The sequence below is a fragment of the Nocardiopsis prasina DSM 43845 genome, assembly GCF_000341265.1.
Classification (GTDB): Bacteria; Actinomycetota; Actinomycetes; order Streptosporangiales; family Streptosporangiaceae; genus Nocardiopsis; species Nocardiopsis prasina.
In genome coordinates this window covers 1-17,744 of the sequence record NZ_ANAE01000180.1, presented here as the reverse complement: position 1 = coordinate 17,744, position 17,744 = coordinate 1, and the positions used below count along the sequence as shown (strand labels likewise).

At 70.7% G+C, this 17,744-nt stretch carries 17 protein-coding genes and 2 pseudogenes; 8 read left to right on the top strand and 11 right to left on the bottom strand.

Features of this window, described 5'->3' with window-relative positions:
• Positions 1–322: 322 nt before the first annotated feature.
• From D452_RS0121875 to D452_RS31865, 3 genes and pseudogenes are all read right to left on the bottom strand, one after another.
• The gene (locus D452_RS0121875) at positions 323–805 is read right to left on the bottom strand and encodes a hypothetical protein (protein ID WP_026129559.1); all 483 of its coding nucleotides are present in this window, start codon (positions 803–805) and stop codon (positions 323–325) included.
• Between the two features lie 10 nt (positions 806–815).
• Positions 816–1,883, bottom strand: coding sequence for a hypothetical protein (locus tag D452_RS0121870; protein ID WP_233515577.1), 1,068 nt, complete (start codon positions 1,881–1,883; stop codon positions 816–818).
• Positions 1,884–2,072: 189 nt separating this feature from the next.
• Positions 2,073–2,291, bottom strand: a pseudogene (locus tag D452_RS31865) (hypothetical protein); the annotation flags it as partial.
• A gap of 246 nt (positions 2,292–2,537) precedes the next feature.
• On the opposite strand from D452_RS31865, the gene D452_RS0121865 reads away from it, so the two are divergent.
• From D452_RS0121865 to leuA, 3 genes are all read left to right on the top strand, one after another.
• A complete protein-coding gene (locus tag D452_RS0121865) occupies positions 2,538–3,674 on the top strand; it encodes a methyltransferase domain-containing protein (protein ID WP_026129557.1) in 1,137 nt (378 codons plus the stop codon).
• 11 nt (positions 3,675–3,685) lie between these two features.
• On the top strand, positions 3,686–4,165 hold the full coding sequence (locus tag D452_RS0121860; RefSeq protein ID WP_017546273.1) for a hypothetical protein: 480 nt from the start codon (positions 3,686–3,688) through the stop codon (positions 4,163–4,165).
• A 445-nt stretch (positions 4,166–4,610) separates the two neighbouring features.
• A complete protein-coding gene (leuA, locus tag D452_RS0121855; RefSeq protein WP_017546272.1) occupies positions 4,611–6,311 on the top strand; it encodes a 2-isopropylmalate synthase in 1,701 nt (566 codons plus the stop codon).
• A gap of 288 nt (positions 6,312–6,599) precedes the next feature.
• Here the strand turns inward: leuA and D452_RS0121850 are convergent, their stop codons facing one another.
• Positions 6,600–7,358 carry a CAP domain-containing protein gene (locus tag D452_RS0121850; protein ID WP_017546271.1) on the bottom strand — a complete coding sequence of 253 codons (759 nt, stop codon included), beginning with the start codon at positions 7,356–7,358 and terminating at the stop codon, positions 6,600–6,602.
• Between the two features lie 356 nt (positions 7,359–7,714).
• Between D452_RS0121850 and recO the strand changes: the two genes are divergently transcribed.
• The 4 genes from recO (at position 7,715) to D452_RS0121830 (ending at position 11,025) form a co-directional block, all read left to right on the top strand.
• A complete protein-coding gene (gene recO, locus D452_RS0121845) occupies positions 7,715–8,446 on the top strand; it encodes a DNA repair protein RecO (protein WP_026129554.1) in 732 nt (243 codons plus the stop codon).
• On the top strand, positions 8,443–9,270 hold the full coding sequence (locus D452_RS0121840) for an isoprenyl transferase (protein WP_017546269.1): 828 nt from the start codon (positions 8,443–8,445) through the stop codon (positions 9,268–9,270). The genes recO and D452_RS0121840 overlap by 4 nt, the downstream gene beginning before the upstream one ends.
• Positions 9,270–10,070 (top strand): SGNH/GDSL hydrolase family protein, encoded by an 801-nt coding sequence (locus tag D452_RS0121835; RefSeq protein WP_017546268.1) that lies wholly within the window; start codon positions 9,270–9,272, stop codon positions 10,068–10,070. The genes D452_RS0121840 and D452_RS0121835 overlap by 1 nt, the downstream gene beginning before the upstream one ends.
• A 118-nt stretch (positions 10,071–10,188) precedes the next feature.
• Positions 10,189–11,025 (top strand): SGNH/GDSL hydrolase family protein, encoded by an 837-nt coding sequence (locus D452_RS0121830; RefSeq protein WP_017546267.1) that lies wholly within the window; start codon positions 10,189–10,191, stop codon positions 11,023–11,025.
• A 176-nt stretch (positions 11,026–11,201) separates the two neighbouring features.
• Here D452_RS0121830 and D452_RS0121825 read toward each other — a convergent pair whose 3' ends face one another.
• The 7 genes from D452_RS0121825 to D452_RS0121795 form a co-directional block, all read right to left on the bottom strand.
• Positions 11,202–11,561: a hypothetical protein gene (locus tag D452_RS0121825; RefSeq protein WP_110048076.1), complete on the bottom strand. Its 360-nt coding sequence runs from the start codon at positions 11,559–11,561 to the stop codon at positions 11,202–11,204.
• A 2-nt stretch (positions 11,562–11,563) separates the two neighbouring features.
• Positions 11,564–11,794, bottom strand: coding sequence for a hypothetical protein (locus D452_RS0121820; RefSeq protein ID WP_239646431.1), 231 nt, complete (start codon positions 11,792–11,794; stop codon positions 11,564–11,566).
• A 59-nt stretch (positions 11,795–11,853) separates the two neighbouring features.
• Entirely contained in the window at positions 11,854–12,837 is a 984-nt protein-coding gene (gene sph, locus D452_RS0121815; RefSeq protein ID WP_017546264.1) for a sphingomyelin phosphodiesterase, read from the bottom strand.
• 175 nt (positions 12,838–13,012) lie between these two features.
• A complete protein-coding gene (locus D452_RS0121810) occupies positions 13,013–13,420 on the bottom strand; it encodes a Fur family transcriptional regulator (RefSeq protein ID WP_017546263.1) in 408 nt (135 codons plus the stop codon).
• Positions 13,417–14,319 carry a metal ABC transporter permease gene (locus D452_RS0121805; RefSeq protein WP_017546262.1) on the bottom strand — a complete coding sequence of 301 codons (903 nt, stop codon included), beginning with the start codon at positions 14,317–14,319 and terminating at the stop codon, positions 13,417–13,419. The genes D452_RS0121810 and D452_RS0121805 overlap by 4 nt, the downstream gene beginning before the upstream one ends.
• Entirely contained in the window at positions 14,312–15,163 is an 852-nt protein-coding gene (locus D452_RS0121800) for a metal ABC transporter ATP-binding protein (RefSeq protein WP_017546261.1), read from the bottom strand. The genes D452_RS0121805 and D452_RS0121800 overlap by 8 nt, the downstream gene beginning before the upstream one ends.
• An 89-nt stretch (positions 15,164–15,252) precedes the next feature.
• Positions 15,253–15,624, bottom strand: coding sequence for a DUF6703 family protein (locus D452_RS0121795; protein ID WP_017546260.1), 372 nt, complete (start codon positions 15,622–15,624; stop codon positions 15,253–15,255).
• 327 nt (positions 15,625–15,951) lie between these two features.
• Between D452_RS0121795 and D452_RS0121790 the strand changes: the two are divergent.
• Positions 15,952–17,744, top strand: a pseudogene (locus tag D452_RS0121790) (CDP-glycerol glycerophosphotransferase family protein); the annotation flags it as partial.

Below are 17,744 nucleotides of genomic sequence, written 5' to 3'. Positions count from 1 at the left end.
CCCGGTTCCGCCGGGGTGGCGAGGACGTCGTCGGCCCCGTCCGTGGGCGGGCAGGCGGAGGGCGGGGTGGGGGTCCCGGTCCCCGGGGGCTCGTGCCCCGGGCGAACAGTGGGAGCCTCCTCGGAGAGTTTCTGGAAAACGCGGACACGGGCAGGTCGCGGAGGCTAGGTTGTGAATGAGGCCGTGGGGACTCCCACGGCGCGATCGCCGCCACGCCCGTCAACGGCGTGGTCGGGTTGGACAGAGTTCTCGGCGTCCGCGTCGGAGACTCCTCGGTGAGGCTGTGGGGGAGGGATGCAGGGGTGAGCACGGCACGCGGTCCTCAGCCGCGTCGCACGCCGTCCGGCCAGATCACCTCGACCGGAAGACCCCGCTGACGGGCGGTCTCCACGGCGTCCCCGGTCCCACCGTGGCCGTCGGCTGGTTGGCCGTCCCACACGGCGAAGAGGCGGTCCGCCTGGGAGATCAGCGTCTGGTTCGCGGCTTCGTACGCCGCCCGGCCCGCACTGCGGTGCGGCATGTAGCGGACCGAGTCGGCGCGGATGAGCAGCTCGTCGAAGGAATCCCGCTCGTGCGGCTTGACCTTGTTCTCACGGTAGTCGGCCGACGGCAGGACGACCTCGACGCGACCGCCCGCCTCCAGGACGGCCGAAGCGAAGAGCTGGTCCGCACCGCGTGCCAGGCAGGAGATCCCGACCAGGTCCCCGCCCCTGTACGGGGCGAGAGCATCGGCCAGAGCCCCCCTGACCACCTGGGCGCTGTTCCCTGTCAGGTTCGAATGTCCGGTGATACCTATCCGTGTCACAGCATCCCTTTCACGTTCGGGGCAGTGGAAGCAGGGTAAAGGAGAGCTCCTCGCGGAGCTGCGCCACGTCCGGGTCCCGGTGCATGGCGGCGGCCTCGGTGTGCCAGTCCTCAAGCCTCCTGCGCACGCGCCCCGACCCGATGGCTGAGCGGGATCGCAACACGCTGCGAACGGACGCCGCGGAGGCGGTGGGATCACCGAGTACCAGATAGGTCCGGCCCAGCCCGACGCGGTCGAACGCGCGCCCCTTCTCCTGGCCCTCGGGCCGTGTCTCCAGGGCCCGCAGGATGTACTCCGCCGACAGCTCCGCGTAGCGTCGCCTCTCCGCGGGTTCGCGTTGACGACGTCCCAGGTCCCGGTAACGGGCGCCGACCACCCCCGAGAGTTCGGCGTGGTCGAAGCTCCTCGCCCACAGGGGCAGGTCGTCCCCTCCCTGTTCGAACAGGTCCTCGGCCTGGTGGACGGAGCGGCGGAAGGCCTCGGCCCGGCCCATGTGCGCGTACGACCACGCTTCCCGCGTGCGTAACAGGGACCGGGCCACGGGCGGCAGTCCGAGGGAGTCTGACTTGTCCAGGGCCAGCCGGATGATGTCGAGCGCGTCCTCGGGGCGGTGCAGGTCGAGCATCTGGCGTGCCATGTCGGCCAGGACGCCGATGCCGTAGGCCCGGTGCTCGGGCCCGGCCTGCTGCAGGGCCCTGAGCGAGATTCCGTAGTAGCGCTGGGCGGTGGCGTGATCCCCGGAGTCGAAGGACATCGACGCCACGATCTTGGCGAGCTCGGCCATGACGGCGAAGAGCCTCGACTGGACCTGTGCGCCCTGCGGGTTCTCCACCAGTTCGGAGACCTCCGAGAGCTGGCCGATCACCGCCTTCCTCCGAGTCCCCATCCGCCACCGCTCGCTCCAGTGCCTCAGGCAGACCGTGGCGGCCTCGATCCTTTCGAGTTCCAGTTCCCCGATCGAATTCCTTCCGTTCACCAGCCCTCCGGCGCGCGGCGCCAACCAGTGTTCGACCAGCTCCGTCAGGGCGGCGCCAGCGATCAATCCTCCGCCGACCGCGAAAGCGTCTCTGCGTTTCATGAGGTCCCTCAACGTGATCTCGGCGATGTCCCCCGCCGTTGTGGTGGAGGGAGAGAATTCGCCATGCTGTAGAGACAGTTCTGTCCCAGGATCCACATGATCATGCTTTTCCGGGCCATCGGCGAGTCCGAGGGCGCGTCTGGCCTGGGTGGGCATCTCCAGGCCGTCGGCCACACGGAGCCACGTGTTGAGCGCGGTGACGGATCTGCGCCCGGACATGATCGCGCTCACGTGGGGCTGTGCCATGTCCACGGCGGACCCGATGACCTGTTGGCTCGCTCCGGTGTGCTGCCGGAGGAGGCCGAAGAGCCTCCCCGCGTCCCGTTCGGTGAGGGAGCGGCGGACGTCCAGGCGGCTCCAGAAAGGAAGTGGTGGCCTCAGTGGCGCGTGGGCCAGGTGTTTTGGCATTCATACCACCGGTGTATATCCGTTCGGGATTCCGCGAGGAAGGGTGATCGGGTTCCCATGTCCCTGTTCATCCTTACCCAGAACGAACGGCCGTGTAATGGACTCAAGACCCTGATTGGGTCCGGATCGCGGCGGATGGAGTCCGTCCACCTTGAAAACCGAGACACGGCGTCGAACGCACCAGCGAATCAGCCCCTCGCGAGAAACGGCCCTCCACCTGTCAGGGCTGGTGAACGGGGGGCGTCCGTGACTTCCCACCGGAACGACCTCGTCGGGCGGCTCCTGACACGGGGCCGGTTACCGATGGAGTGGCGGTCCTCCTTCGAGTCCTTGCCACGTCACCTCTTCGTTCCCGAACGGTTCGAGGACTCCGAGGGAGTACGGCTCGACCGGTACGAGGACGAGGACGGGTGGCTTCGCGGGGCCTACGCCGACTCCCAGATCCTGGAACCGCCGGGGCCGGGGCCGGGGGAGGAGCAGGGGCGGCGGGTCCGTGTCTCGGTGTGCTCCCCCTCGCTGGCGGCCGAGGTCCTGGACGCCTCCCGGGCCACACCGGGGATGCAGGTTCTGGAGATCGGATCGGGAAGCGGCTACTGCGCGGGACTCCTGACGATGCGGCTCGGCGACGACGCCGTCACCACGGTGGAATCCGGCTTCACGCGATCCGAACACGTCCGTGTCCGCCTGGCCTCCGCCGGCCTGGAACCGCGGGTGGTCAGCGACGACACGGCGGCGGGGTGGCCGGAGCGGGGGCCCTGTGACCGTGTGCTGAGCTTCGCGCCGGTCGACCGGGTCCCCTACGCCTGGATACGCCGGTGCCAGCCCGGCGGCCGGATTCTCGTGCCCTGGGGGGACGCGTCCCGGCAACTGGCCCTGGCCGACCTTCGTGTGGGCGTGGACGGCCTGGCACGGGGCCGGTTCGCGCCGCTGCGGTGGAGCGGCGGCCAGCAGGGCGGGCTCGCTCTCTGGCGTCGTCTCTCACGGAGTCTGCGTCCCGAGGCGGACCGTGCCGTCCGCGGATCGGAGCTGGGCCGCGGCGACATCCTCGACGCCTCCGCCGTGTTCGCGGCGGGGCTCCTCCTCCCCGGGGTGGGCTGGGCCGTGCGCCACGGAGCCGGCCACTCGGTGTCCCTGTGCCTCGTGGACTCGGCCACGGGTTCCTGGGCGCTCCTGCGCACGCCTGCCGAACCAAGGATCGGCAGGTCCGAGGTCCGTCAGAAGGGCCCCAGGTTCCTGGCCGACGAACTCGAACGGGCCCACGGCCTCTGGCAGGAGGCCGGTCGCCCGGCGCCGGACCGGTTCGGTCTGACAGTGACGCCCGACTGGCAGAGCGTCTGGATCGATGACGAGGCGTCGGTCCTGAGTGTTTCCCCATCATCCTGAGGAGTGAAGCCGTGAACCGAACCAGCATCCACCCGAACGAACCCCGCACCGAGCGGCGCTGGAAGTCCCGTTGGTATCCGGGCGACCCCTGCCGCATCCGCGTGGCCCGCGACGACCTGGTGCAGGACCTCTCCCGCCTTCCCGGGGTGGGTGAGGAGACCGAGGACGCCCTGCGGCTCTGCCTGAGCGAGATGTTCACCGGGGCCCTGACCCGGGCCTCCTGGGCCGGTCGGGGGATCGTCGTGTTCCGCAGTCTGTCCCTGCGCCACAGAGGCCCGTCCCAGCGTGTCTTACGCCTCTCAGTGGGGGAGCGGGAGTCCGTCGACGTGGCACGGGTTCCACCGGTCTGGGGAAGCGTGGAGCAGGCCGAGGGGACCGGACTCACGCTCATGGCGCACTTCGCCAGCCGTTGGGGGAGCAGACGAATAGGTACCGAGGAGGAGTGGGCGTATCTCATGTGGGTCGAGTTCGACCTCGACGCCGGCCACTGACGCCGACGGAGTGAGGATGTCCGTCGGCGGTACCGGCCCTGCGGTGGCTGGGCTTACCTGCCTGCCGGGGCCTCGGGTGTTGGCCGCACCCTGGGTCCCGCCGACGGACTCCGTGTGACCCCCCTAGCACTGAAGGGTTCCCCTCCAGGGTAGCTGCTCGCCGCTGTATCTTGAAGTCGAGGTACCTGAATTCGAGGATCGGTGGAAATGCTGAGAAACCGGTCGGCGCGTCCCAGTTCAGGCAGGGTGTGTCCCATCATGTGGACGTTGGGTACCAGAATCCGTTGACTGTCTGCTAGCGTGACGATCGTTATGCTGCGCGAGCTCCTCCTTCTTAGTGGCCGCGGCGGGGATCGTTAGAAGGTCGGCCCCTCGCCGCGGGACTTCGGCTTGCCGTGTCGACCACGACATCACGCGCCACACTTTCCCGAGGAGCCACACCGTTATGGTGCCGCAGCAGAAGACCAGCCCCATGCCGTTCCACCGCTACCAGCCGTTCCAGACGGTGGACCTGCCCGACCGCACCTGGCCCGCCAAGAGCATCACCGAGGCGCCGCGCTGGCTGTCCACCGACCTGCGCGACGGCAACCAGGCGCTGATCGAGCCCATGGACGCCACCCGCAAGCACGAGATCTTCCAGCTGCTGGTCAAGATGGGCTACAAGGAGATCGAGGTCGGCTTCCCCTCCGCCAGCCAGACCGACTTCGACTTCGTCCGGTCGCTGATCGAGGACGACCTGATCCCCGACGACGTCCAGATCTCCGTGCTGACCCAGGCCCGTGAGGACCTGATCGAGCGCACCGTGCAGAGCCTGGTCGGCGCCAAGCGCTCCACCGTGCACCTGTACAACGCCACCGCGCCCACCTTCCGCCGGGTGGTCTTCCGGGTCGACCGCGAGGCCTGCAAGGGCATCGCCGTCGAGGGCACCCGCCACGTGGTCCGCTTCGCCGAGAAGTACCTGGGCGAGACCGAGTACTTCGGCTACCAGTACTCGCCCGAGATCTTCATCGACACCGAGCTGGACTTCGCCCTGGAGGTCTGCGAGGCCGTCATGGACGTCTGGCGGCCCGGCCCCGGCCGCGAGATCATCCTGAACCTGCCCGCCACGGTCGAGCGCTCCACGCCCAACTCCTACGCCGACCAGATCGAGTGGATGAGCCGTAACCTGACCCGGCGCGAGCACGTGGTCCTGTCCGTGCACCCGCACAACGACCGCGGCACCGGTGTGGCCTCGGCCGAGCTGGCCGTCATGGCCGGCGCCGACCGCGTCGAGGGCTGCCTGTTCGGCCACGGTGAGCGCACCGGCAACGTCTGCCTGGTGACCCTGGGCATGAACCTGTTCAGCCAGGGCGTCGACCCGAAGATCGACTTCTCCGACATCGACGAGATCCGCCGCACGGTCGAGCACTGCACCCAGCTGCCGGTCGCGCCCCGCCACCCCTACGGCGGTGACCTGGTGTACACGGCCTTCTCCGGCTCCCACCAGGACGCCATCAAGAAGGGCTTCGCCGACCTGAACGCCCGCGCCGAGGAGGCCGGGAAGCCGGTCGAGGACTACCCGTGGGACGTCCCGTACCTGCCCATCGACCCCAAGGACGTGGGCCGCAACTACGAGGCGGTCATCCGGGTCAACAGCCAGTCCGGCAAGGGCGGCGTCTCCTACATCATGCAGCGCGACCACTCGCTGGACCTGCCGCGCCGCCTGCAGATCGAGTTCTCCCAGGTCATCCAGCAGTTTATGGACGCCGAGGGCGGCGAGTTCCCGGCCGACCGGATCTGGGACATCTTCTCGCAGACCTACCTGGCCGAGACCGGCCCGGTGGCGGTCCTGGCGCACCGCTCCAGCACCGCTGAGGACGGCACCTACTCGATCCACGCCGACGCCCGCGTCAACGGTGAGATCCGCGAGCTGAAGGGCACCGGCAACGGTCCCATCTCCGCGTTCGGTGACGCGCTGGCCGACGTGGACGTCAAGGTCCGGGTCATCGACTACGTCGAGCACTCCATGGGTGAGGACGGCAACGCCCGCGCCGCCGCCTACGTGGAGGCCGAGATCGACGGCAGGGCCGTGTGGGGCGTCGGTATCCACAGCAGCATCACGACGGCCTCGCTGAAGGCCATGTGCAGCGCCATCGCCCGCGCCTGATCCACCACCGTCGGGCGCCCCCGGCACAGGGCGCCCGGCACCTTCCCCCGGCACTGGGAGAACGGGGCCCGCGACACTCGTCGCGGGCCCCGTTCCGTGCTGTAGGAGGGAGGCCCCGCCCTCTGCCCGCCCGAGCGTCCCGCGGAACGGAACGAACCCCGACCGCGCGCCCGACGGCCCCGGACGGGACAGCCGGACACACGTCCACGACACGTCCGAAACAACGCGAACGGGCCGCGCCCCATCAGGGACGCGGCCCGCCCTCATGTCGCCCGCGGGACGGCCGGACTACTCCCAGCCGAACTTCTGGGTCCACGCGTTGCCGGACTCGCCGACCCCGATCGACTCCAGGCCGCAGTTGAGGATGTTGGCCCGGTGGCCCGGGCTGTTCATCCAGGCCTCCATGACCTGTTCGGCGCTGGTCTGGCCCTTGGCGACGTTCTCCGCCCCCCAGGAGTCGTAGCCGTGCCTCTGCGCCCGGTCACCCGGGCCCTCACCGTCGGGGTTCTCGTGCGACATGTAGTCGCGCGCGGCCATGTCCTCGCTGTGCTCCTGGGCGGCCGCGGCCAGCCTGTCGTCCACGCGCAGGGGTCCGCAGCCGTTGGCGGCGCGCTCGTCGTTGACCAGGGTCACCACGGCCGTGGTCCGGGGGCCGCCGGTGGTCTGGTTGCCACCGCCCCCTCCGCTGCCGCTGCCACCGCCGTTGCCGGCCCCGCCTCCACCGCTGCCGCCGCCCTCGCGACCGCCCTCGTCGGAGCCGGTCTCCTCGGCCTCCTCGGCGGAGGACGAGGCGGTGACCGTGGAGGTCCTCGGTCCGCCGTCACCCCGGGGCTCGGCGTCGCCCGGGGTAGCCGTGGGCTCGGCGAAGAAGTCGTCCTCCGCGTCCGTCTCGGGAGCGTTGGAGTCGTCGCTCACCGAACTCCCGATCTCGCCGCTCGCGTCGGCGGCGCTCGTGCCGTCCGCCGGGTCCGGCTGGTCACCGAGCCCGGAGAGCACCAGGGCCCCGGCGAGGGTCAGCCCCACCGGGACCGCCACCACTGCGGCCACGACCGGGACCCTCCCGCGTCGCGCCTCGCGGTCTGAGCGCTGTTCGCGAGCGCTTGTCCTGCGCCTGCCTCGACGACCTCGCGCCATATCGCTCTGCCTTCCGTACCGGGATGGGGAATCGGGCACCCGCGTGGGGTTTACGGTCACGGTCGTCCTGGCCGCGGGGGAAGGGCGGCGGGACCGAAACCGTCAGGCCCTAGCGCGTGAGAGTAGAGCAAATATCGAGAAAAGGGAATCCAAACCGTAATAAACCAGCTCAGGGTGGTGCGCGTCATGGTGAACCGGGGATGGGACACGGAGCGCCCACACGGGTCGGGCGACACGGGGCGGTCGGAACCATCCGCGACAATGGGGAGGTGAGTCTCTACCGCGACGAGGGCGTCGTCCTGCGCAACCAGAAGCTGGGCGAGGCCGACCGCATCGTCACCCTCCTGACCCGGCGCACCGGCCTGGTCCGCGCCGTCGGCAAGGGCGTGCGCCGCACCAAGTCGCGCTTCGGAGCCCGGCTGGAACCGTGCACCCACGTCGACCTCCAGCTGCACACCGGCCGCACCCTGGACGTCATCACCCAGGCCGAGACCGTGCGCTCCTACGGCGCCGCGGTGGTCAGCGACTACTCCCGCTACACCGCCGCCACCGCCATGCTGGAGACCGCCGAGAAGGTCGTCGCCGTGGAGAAGGACCCGGCCCTGCGCCAGTTCCTCCTGCTCATCGGCGCCCTGCGCACCCTGGGGGAGGGGAGCCACGACTCCCGGCTGGTGCTGGACGCCTACCTCCTGCGCTCCCTGGCGGTGGCCGGGTACGCGCCCGCCCTCACCGAGTGCGCCCGCTGCGGGAGCAGGGGGGAGCACCGTGCGTTCGCGGTGCACGCCGGAGGTATGGTCTGCTCGGTGTGCCGTCCCCACGGTTCCACGCACCCCGCGCCCGACACGCTCCGGCTCATGTCGGCCCTGCTCGGGGGCGACTGGGACAGCGCGGACGCCAGCGACGGCAAGCAGCGCTCCGAGTGCAGCGGGCTGGTCGCGGCCTACCTACAGTGGCACCTGGAAAACGGAATCCGATCACTGCGCCATGTGGAGCGTTCTTGAGTCTGTTCAGCTTCGACAACGGTAGGCGGCGCGAGCCGGACTACACGCCGCCCGTCCCGCACCCGAGCGGGGCCCGGCCCCCGCAGGTCCCGGCCGACCTCGTGCCACGCCACGTGGCCGTGGTCATGGACGGCAACGGTCGTTGGGCGAAGGAACGCGGTCTGGCGCGTACCGAGGGGCACAAGGCCGGTGAGTCCTCGCTCTTCGACGTGATCGAGGGCGCCCTGGAGATGGGCATCCCCAACCTGTCCGCCTACGCCTTCTCCACCGAGAACTGGAAGCGCTCACCCGACGAGGTGCGCTTCCTCCTCGGCTTCAACCGGGACACCATCCGCAACCGCCGCGACGAGCTGCACGCCCGCGGCGTGCGCGTCAAGTGGGCCGGGCGCTCCGGGATGCTCTGGAAGAGCGTCATCAAGGAACTCAAGGACGCCGAGGAGATGACCCGGGACAACACCCGGCTCACCCTCCAGTTCTGCGTGAACTACGGCGGTCAGGCCGAGATCGTGGACGCCGCCCGCGAGCTGGCCCGCCAGGCCGCCGAGGGGCGCATCTCCCCGGAGAAGATCACCGAGGACACCCTCTCCCAGCACCTGTACGCCCCGGACGTGCCCCCGGTGGACCTGTTCGTGCGCTCCTCCGGCGAGCAGCGGCTGTCCAACTTCCTGCTCTGGCAGTCCGCCTACGCCGAGTTCGTCTTCCTGGAGAGGCTCTGGCCCGACTTCGACCGCCGCGACCTGTGGCGGGCCTGTGAGATCTACGCGAGCCGGGACCGCCGGTACGGCGGTGCCGTGCCCAACCCGGTGACGGGGGAGGAGAAGTGATGGTGGGACGGACCGACGACGCGCTGGTCAGGCCGGGGATGTCACTCGTGTCCATCGGTGACAGCTTCACTGAGGGCGTGGGTGACCCCTACCCGGACGGCAGCGGCGTGTTCCGGGGCTGGGCGGACCGGCTGGCCGAGCACCTGGCCGACCACGTGGGCGAAATCGAGTACGCCAACCTGGCCGTGCGCGGCAAGCTCATCCGCCAGATCATCACCGACCAGGTCCCGCCCGCCCTGGAGATGGCGCCGGACCTGGTCACCCTGTGCGCGGGCGGCAACGACCTGCTGCGCCCCGCCGGCGACCCCGAGCGCCTGGCGAAGGTCCTCGACCACACGGTGGCCCGCCTGCGCGCCCAGGGCAGCCAGGTGGTGCTGTTCACCGGGGTGAACGTCTCCACGGGGTACATGCGCGGCACCATCGGGCCGTTCGCGCGCTACTACCTGAACGTGCGCGCGATCGCCGACAGGCACGACTGCTTCCTGGTCGACCAGTGGTCCATGGACGTGCTCACCGACCCCCGCGCCTGGGACGAGGACCGGCTGCACATGTCCCCGCAGGGCCACCGGCGTCTGGCGCTGCGCGTGGCGGAGGTCCTGGGGGTGCCCACCGGTGAGCGCTGGGACGAGCCGTGGCCCGAGACGGAACCGGTCAGCTGGACCGAGGCGCGCCGGGACGACCTGAACTGGGTGAAGGACTCCCTGGGGCCGTGGATCGGCCGCCGCCTCACGGGGAAGTCCTCGGGCGACACGGTGACCGCCAAGCGCCCCGTGCTCACCCCGCTCTCCAAGGACCGCTGACCGCGCCTCCGACACTGTTCCGGGCACACCGCGCATGGTGTGAGTTCCGCCCCAAAACGCGCGAAATCCGCAACCTACTGTCGCGTAACCGTGGCGTCGAGTTGCATCATCGAACACCATGAGCGGTGTGCCGACCGGATCTCCCGGTGACCTGAAAAGCAAGGACATCCTGTCCTACGTCGCCCTCGGGGACAGCTTCACCGAGGGCATGAGCGACCCCTACCCGGACAGCGGCAGCGTGCCCAACGGCCGCTACCGGGGCTGGGCCGACCGTGTGGCCGAACACCTGGCCCACCACGTGCCCGAGGTCCGCTACGCCAACCTCGCCATCCGTGGGCGCCTCATCGCGCAGATCCGCGACGAGCAGGTGCCGCGCGCGGTCGAGATGAAGCCCGACCTCGTCACCCTGTGCGCTGGCGGCAACGACATCATCCGGCCCGGCAGTGACCCGGACCAGGTCGTGGCCATCTTCGAGTCGATGGTCGCCGACCTGCGCGCCACCGGCGCCCGGGTGGTCATCTTCACCGGCTTCGACACCAACTGGCAGCCGGTCATGCGCCATCTGCGCGGCAAGATCGCCACCTACAACATGCACATGCGCGCCGTGGCCGACAGGTACGGCTGCGACGTCGTCGACGTGTGGAGCATGAAGATCTTCTCGGACGCCCGCGCCTGGAACTGGGACCGCCTCCACCTGTCCTCCGAGGGACACCGGAGGCTGGCCCTGCGGGTGTGCGAGGTCCTGGACGTCCCGGTGGACTCCGACTGGAACCAGGCCTGGCCGCCGCCCGAGGACCGTGACTGGCGCACGGCCCGGCAGGAGGACCTGCACTGGGCCCGCGAGTTCCTCGTGCCGTGGATTCACCGCCGCCTCACCGGCCGCTCCTCGGGCGACGGTGTCGACGCCAAGCGCCCCACGCTGGAACGCTGCGACCCCTCCCAGGACGGCCGCTGACGGGTTCCGCTGGTCGCGCGGTCCGCGCTCCCCGGTGAGGCGGCGACCGAGAGGTCCGGCCGTCGCCGCGCCAGCCACCGTCCCGCGGGGTGACCGTCGAACTGCTCCGACGACACGAGGCCCCCACCGCGACCCGCGGTGGGGGCCTCCGCGCACGCGGACTCGGGGGCGAGACCTCAGGTGGCCGTGACCAGGTCCTGGGCGGTGGCCATGTTCACCCGGCTCGGCTGGTCGTCGACCGGCCAGTTCGGGGTGGCGCCGCCCGCCGCGTGGATCGCCGTGCGGACGAGGTCCAGGGCCCGGCGCAGCACCCGCAGGGGGTCGCCCTCGTCCAGGACCAGGATCTCCACGGTGACGTTACGCGCCAGGGCGTCGGTGCTCACGGTCGAGTCGGTGAAGTCGGGGTTGTGCCGCTCCAGTTCGAGCAGCTCCCGCATCACGGCCTCACCGTGCGCGTGGACCATCTCCGGAGTGCTCGCGGGTGCGGAGCCCAGCCGGAACTGGAGGGACAGCTGGGTGGCGGTCCTCACGCTCACGCTCACACGTCCTCCTGCTGCTCGGGCGGGCACACTCGTCTCACGTAGCGTACGGTCTGCGTCCAGTAGTGGGGGTTGGAGGGCGACAGGTGGACCTGTCGCTGATGGGCTCCGCAGGGACACTTGATCGTGTAGTACGTGGGCGGGTCCTCGACCCGCCACCCGAGCTCCGCGATCCGCCGGAGCGCCTCCTCACCCTCCTTCTTCGGGTGCTTCGTCCAGTGGCCCAACACGTTCCTTCCCAGATTCCCCCATGGGCAGGGGGCCTGTCGAGGGTGCTTCCCGCCGGGGGTCAGGGGCGCGGGGTGGAACCGAACACCGGGTAGTGGTCCGAGTAGTCGTCGTAGGTGTACGAGCGGCCCCCGGAGCGTACCGTCCAGGGTTCGCTCTTCACCGCACGGGTCTCGTTGACGTAGGCACGCGGTGCGGCGCCGTTGCGGATCGGCAGGACGTGGTCCAGCTGCTGGGCGTCCCAGTCCGCGTAGTCGTGCGCGGCGATCGAGTTGCTCGAGGGGTCCCAGGAGGGCGCGTCGCCCGTGTGGTCGGGGGCCACGGCGTCCAGTCGGTCGACGGCGCGCTCCCACTCGGCGCCCCCGCCCACGATGTTCAGGTCACCGGCCAGGTAGATCCGCTCGTCGTCGGGGATGCCCCTGGAGTCCAGCAGAGCCACGATCTGGTCGATCTGGGCCTCGCGTACGCGCGCGTCCTCGCCGGAGCCGCACGCGCTGTCCTCGGACTGCAGGTGGGTGCCCACCACGTGCAGGCGGCCGTCGGGGGTGTCCAGTTCGACGTAGGCGAAGCCCTTGTTGGAGAACCAGTCGGCCCCGCAGGCGCGGGCGAAGAGGTGCTGTTCGGCCCGGACGACCGGCCAGACGCTGTGCACGCTGACACCGCCGTTGGTGACGGTCACGTCGCGGAACCCGGTGGTGTGGTCCCACCCGGACCTGGAACGGCCCACGACGGGGGTGCCGTGCGGGTACTCCTCGGCCAGACCCGCGCGCAGGCGGTCGGCGCTGGAGTTGTCGAAGAGCTCCTGGAGGACCACGACGTCCTGACCGGAGAGGAGCCCGTCCCGGACGGTCAGGTCGGCGCGGACGTCCTGGCCCCAGTGGGGATAGAGGGCCCTGGGGAGGAGGAAGGCGTTGTGGGTGACGACGCGGGGGTCGGTCAGGTCCTTGGACTCGGAAGTGGAGGCGGAGGCGGAGGCGGGGGAGGCGGACAGGAGCGGGGAGATCAGCAGTGCGGTCAGCAGCGCGGCCGTGGTTCGTCTGTACACGAGGGCACAGCCTGGCCCAGCCATGACACGACACGGCTACCAGTCGGTAACCACCGGGTGGAGACCGCGTGCACTCTCCCGACCGGCGAGGACCCGCCCCGGTGAACGGGGGTCGCACACGACGAGGGCCCCGCACACGCGTGGGCGGATTCTAGGGGCCCTCGGGCGTCGTCGGTCAGACCTGCTGTGCGCTGCCCTGTGGGGCCGGACGCAGCGAGCAGGGGCCGCAGGTGCCGAACACCTCGACCGTGTGGGTCACCCCGGTGAAGCCGTGCTTGGCCCCCACCTCGGCGGCCCACCGCTCCACGGTGGGACCCTCGATCTCCACGGCAGTGGAGCAGGTCCGGCACACCAGGTGGTGGTGGTGGCTCTCGGTGTCGCACGCACGGTAGACGGCCTCGCCGTCGTCGGTGCGCAGGACGTCGACCTCACCGGAGTCGCTCAGTGCCTGGAGAGCCCGGTACACCGTGGTCAGGCCGATCTTGGAACCGTCGGCACGCAGGTCCGCGTACAGGTCCTGCGCGCTGCGGAAACCGGAGGACTCGGTCAGTGCCTGACGGACGGCCTCGCGACGTGTACTCATGGTGTCACCCTCCCCCGATCTGTCTGGGGCATCGTATCCGCCGGACCCCCCGCCACGGGATGCTGGGGTGCCGGTGTCCGCCGCTTGGTCACGCGGCGCAGGACCCCGCCGAGCAACACGGCGAGGCAGAAGACGGCCAGGGCCAGCAGCACGATCGTGGCCCCCGGCGCGAGGTCGGAGTAGAAGGCCGTGGTCAGCCCGCCGAGCGAGGAGACCAGACCGATCAGCACCGCCAACCCCATCGTCACCCGGAAGCTGCGGCTCAGCTGCTGCGCGGCGGCGACCGGGACGATCATCAGCGCGCTCACCATCAGCACGCCGACCACCCGCATCGCGATCACCACGGTCAGCGCGGCGGTCACCGCCAGGAGGATGCTCAGGAAGCGGACCGGGAGGCCGTGGGCCCTGGCCACCTCCTCGTCCTGGCACAGGACGAACAGTTCCCGTCCGAACACGGCCAGCACCGCGACCACGCCCACCGCGAGCACGCCCACGATCCAGATGTCCTGCTCGCCGACGGTGCTCACCGAACCGAACAGGAACGACGTGAGGGTGGCGTTGCTCGCCCCCGGGGTGATCCCGATGAGCAGGACGCCGCCCGCGATACCGCCGTAGAACAGCAGCGCCAGCGCGACGTCGCCGCTGGTGCGCGTGCGTACCCGGACCAGCTCCATGAGGATGGCGCCCAGGGTGGCCACGACAGCGGCCGTGAGCACCGGTGAGGTGCTCGTGAGCAGGCCCAGCGCCACACCGGTCAGGGCGATGTGCCCGATGCCGTCGCCCAGCAGGGCGAGCCTGCGCTGGACCAGGAAGGTGCCGATGATCGGGGTGACCAGGCCGACCAGCACCGCGGCGAGCAGCGCGCGCCGCATGAACTCGTACTGGAGCAGCTCAGTCACGGCGGGGTACCTCCAGGCGGACCATCTCCGCCGGCGCGGCGCCGTGCGTGGAGCTGGGGTCGGGATCGTTGGGGTCGGGGTGCGGATGCTGGTGCTCGTGTCCGGGACGCGCGCACTCGCCGGTCGCGGCGGGGGCGGGGCCGTCGTGCACGACCCGGCCGTGCTCCAGCACGACCGCGCGTTCGATGACCTCCTCCAGGGGGCCCAGTTCGTGCAGCACCAGGACCACGGTGCTGCCCTGGTCGCGCAGACGGGCGATGGCCCGGGCCAGGGCGCGCTGGTTCTTCGCGTCGACCCCGGCCATGGGCTCGTCCATCACGAAGGTGTCCGGGCGTCCGGCGAGGGCGCGGGCGATGAGCACGCGCTGCTGCTGGCCGCCGGAGAGCTCGCGCACGGCGTCCCCGGCGCGGTCGGACAGGTCCACTGCGGCCAGGGCCTCGTCGACGGCGGCGCGGTCGGCCCGCGTGGGCAGGGAGAGGCGGCGGCGTCGGGCGACCTGCCCGGAGGCGACGATCTCACGCACGGTGGCGGGCACCGCGCCCCCGGCGGTGAGCCGCTGGGGCACGTACCCGATCCGCTTCCAGTCCCGGAACCGGCGCAGGGGCGTCCCGTGGAGGAGGATCCGGCCGGAGGTGAGGGGCACGACGCCGAGCATCGCGCGCATCAGGGTGGACTTGCCCGAACCGTTGGGTCCGAGTACGGCCATGGTCTGACCCACGGGGACGTCGAGGCTCACGCCGTCGAGGACGGTGACGCCGTCGTAGGCGGCGTGCGCGTCGACGGCCTGGAAGGCGGGCGGGGTGTCGGGGCCCGGGGCCCCGTCCTCCGTGAACTGGGCAGACACTGCTTCATTATCACGAAAACGAAAATGATTGTCAAAACTGACAAGAGTGACGAGCGTCCCCCGGCCCCGGAAGCCGAGCGTCCCCGGCCTCAGAATCCCAGCATCCTCGCCACCGCCAACACCAGCACCACGACGATCATCAGGACCCGGGGCACCCGCTGCTGCCTGTGGAGCGAGGGCCAGGTCAGGAAGGCCAGCCACCCGAAGGCCGCCGCCACCAGCAGCAGGCACGGAGCGCCCAACCAGCCCGGTGCCATCAGGCCCGCCAGGAACAACGCTCCCAACACCACCGGCGGAAGCCACCCCGGCCGCTGGTGCAGCCACACCAGGGGCACCGCGCTGAGCCGCTCCACCTCGTGGCGCAACCGCCCCGCGCCCGGGGTGAAAAGGGAGTCACCCGGGGGAAGCGGACGCCCGGGGGCAGGTTGTCGCTGTTCGTCCTCGTGCTCGGGAGAGGCCATCGCCGCCTGTTCCTCTTCACTGTGTCCCGCCCCCCACGACCCCGACCGGACGCTTTGGGGGCGGTCGGTGTGCGCACCGTGTCTCGGGGCCTGTGATAATCCTGGATCAGACCCTAGTGCAGGGCCCTGGCACAGCGCCGGGCACAGGCGCGGCGCAACACCGCGCATCTCCCCTCGTACCCGCACCCCCGACTGTTCCGGGTTCGACACGAGACGGGTCGTGAACCGTCTACATTCAGTTACTGACCGTCTGTTCCATGCGGACCGTCCGCACCGCGGTGCCCGCACGTCGTGTAGAGACGAACCCTCCGGAGGGTGTCAACTTCCGTGCCCGAACCCACAGTCATCGTGACGTTCGACGTCACCGAACCACACTTGCAGAACTGCCTCGACTCTCTGGCCCGTCAACGCGACGAGAGCCAGACCGGGGCGGCGGCGCGCGACGGCGCCGCACGACCGGACATCGAGATCGTCCTCGCCCCGGTCCGTACCACCAACGGTGGCCCCGCGCCGGAACCGTCCGACCCCGGGACCACCGACCCGGACACGAACGGGGACGACGAGGCGACCACCTCCGACGAGACCCTCCCGGAGGAGAACGACCAGGGGGACGAGGCCGTCGAGTCCGCGCGCGAGGACGGGCTGGCCACTGCCACCGCCTTCGCCGCGGCACCGCCCGCCGGGCTGAGGGTCACCCTCCTGCCCGGGGAACCCGCCCCGCACCACCCCGAGGCGCGCTCCAGGGGCGCGGCCGCCGCCACCGGCAGCCACCTGCTCTTCCTCGCCGGCTCCGACGCGCTCACCGCCTACGCGCTGGCCCACCTGGCCCAGAGCGCTGCCGACACCCGCTCAGACCTGGTCATCGGCAACGTCCACCAGTTCAACGAGCTGGGCGCCGCACCCTCCAAGGCGCACCGCAAGTTCGGCCGCCACCGGCTCGCGGAGGACCCCAGGGCGGTCCCCGGCCTGATCGCGGACGCCACCCTCGGCAACCGGCTCTGGCGCCGGGAGTTCTGGGACTCCCTGCCCGATCACGGCGTGGCCAAGGAGGACGCCGACCTCGCCATCGGCCGCGCCACCCTGCTCGCCCAGGCCGTCGACGTCCTGCCCGCGCCCGTCCTGCTGATGCGCGAACGAGAGAAGGCCGGCACCCCGCTGGAGAGCGCGGCCCTCACCCGCCGCGTCACGGCCATGCGCGAACTCGGCGCCGACCTCACCACGGCCGACCGGGAGCTGTGGGACCGCATCCGCCTCCAGGGCGAACTCCACCGCCTCGTCCTGCGCCTCGACGACGCGGACCAGAAGGTCCGCGAGACCGTCCTCGACCTGCTCAACGCCTACCTCGACCACGTCCCGGACAGCCTCCTGCGCGGCCTGAACGTGCTGGACCGCCTCCTGTACCACCTGGTGCGCAAGCGGCGGCTGGACGACGTGCTGGAGGTGGCCACCTTCGCCAAGAGCGTGGAGATCAAGAAGGCCACGGTCGTCCGGCAGGGGCTCGGCTACTACATCCGTTACCCGTTCTTCGGAGCCAAGGACCCGGCCAAGGCGGTCCCCCGGGAGATCTACCGCCTCGAGGACGAGATCAAGGTCCGGCAGAAGACCGAGGACATCCACTGGGAGGACGGCCGCCTGCACGTCAGCGGCCGGATCGGCATCCGCAACCTGCGCGCACGTAAGCGCTGGCAACAGCACGTGGTGGCCTTCGTGGTCAACACCGCCACCAAGCGCCGCGTCCGCGTCCCGGTGCGGACCCGCCTGGCCGCCGAGTACCGCCTCCCGGACCTGCCCGACTCCGCGCGTCACGACTACGGCGGCTTCACGGTCGTCGTCGACCCCCGCCGTCTGCGCGGTCCCGGCGACTGGGAACCCGGCGAGTGGAAGATCGAGCTCGTGGTGTTCAACCGCAGCCTGGCCCGCCGCCGCATCGTCTCCAGCCCCGTGCCCGGCCCGCCCGAGCGGCCCGGCTACCAGAGCGTCGGCGACGACGTGTGGGTGCGCCCGCACTGGAACAAGGACCGGCACCTGGTCATCGCCGTCGAACCCGCGCGCGCCCAGGTCACCGAGCACCGCTTCGACGTCCGCACCGCCGAGCTCACCCTGGGCGGCGAGCTGCTGTC

Excerpts from the sequence above, each read along its gene's own strand:
- D452_RS0121795 (WP_017546260.1), bottom strand. The coding sequence starts at position 15,624 with ATGGCCTCTCCCGAGCACGAGGACGAACAGCGACAACCTGCCCCCGGG.
- D452_RS0121870 (WP_233515577.1), bottom strand. The coding sequence starts at position 1,883 with ATGAAACGCAGAGACGCTTTCGCGGTCGGCGGAGGATTGATCGCTGGC.
- D452_RS0121835 (WP_017546268.1), top strand. The coding sequence starts at position 9,270 with ATGGTGGGACGGACCGACGACGCGCTGGTCAGGCCGGGGATGTCACTC.
- D452_RS0121810 (WP_017546263.1), bottom strand. The coding sequence starts at position 13,420 with ATGAGTACACGTCGCGAGGCCGTCCGTCAGGCACTGACCGAGTCCTCC.
- leuA (WP_017546272.1), top strand. The coding sequence starts at position 4,611 with ATGGTGCCGCAGCAGAAGACCAGCCCCATGCCGTTCCACCGCTACCAG.
- D452_RS0121830 (WP_017546267.1), top strand. The coding sequence starts at position 10,189 with ATGAGCGGTGTGCCGACCGGATCTCCCGGTGACCTGAAAAGCAAGGAC.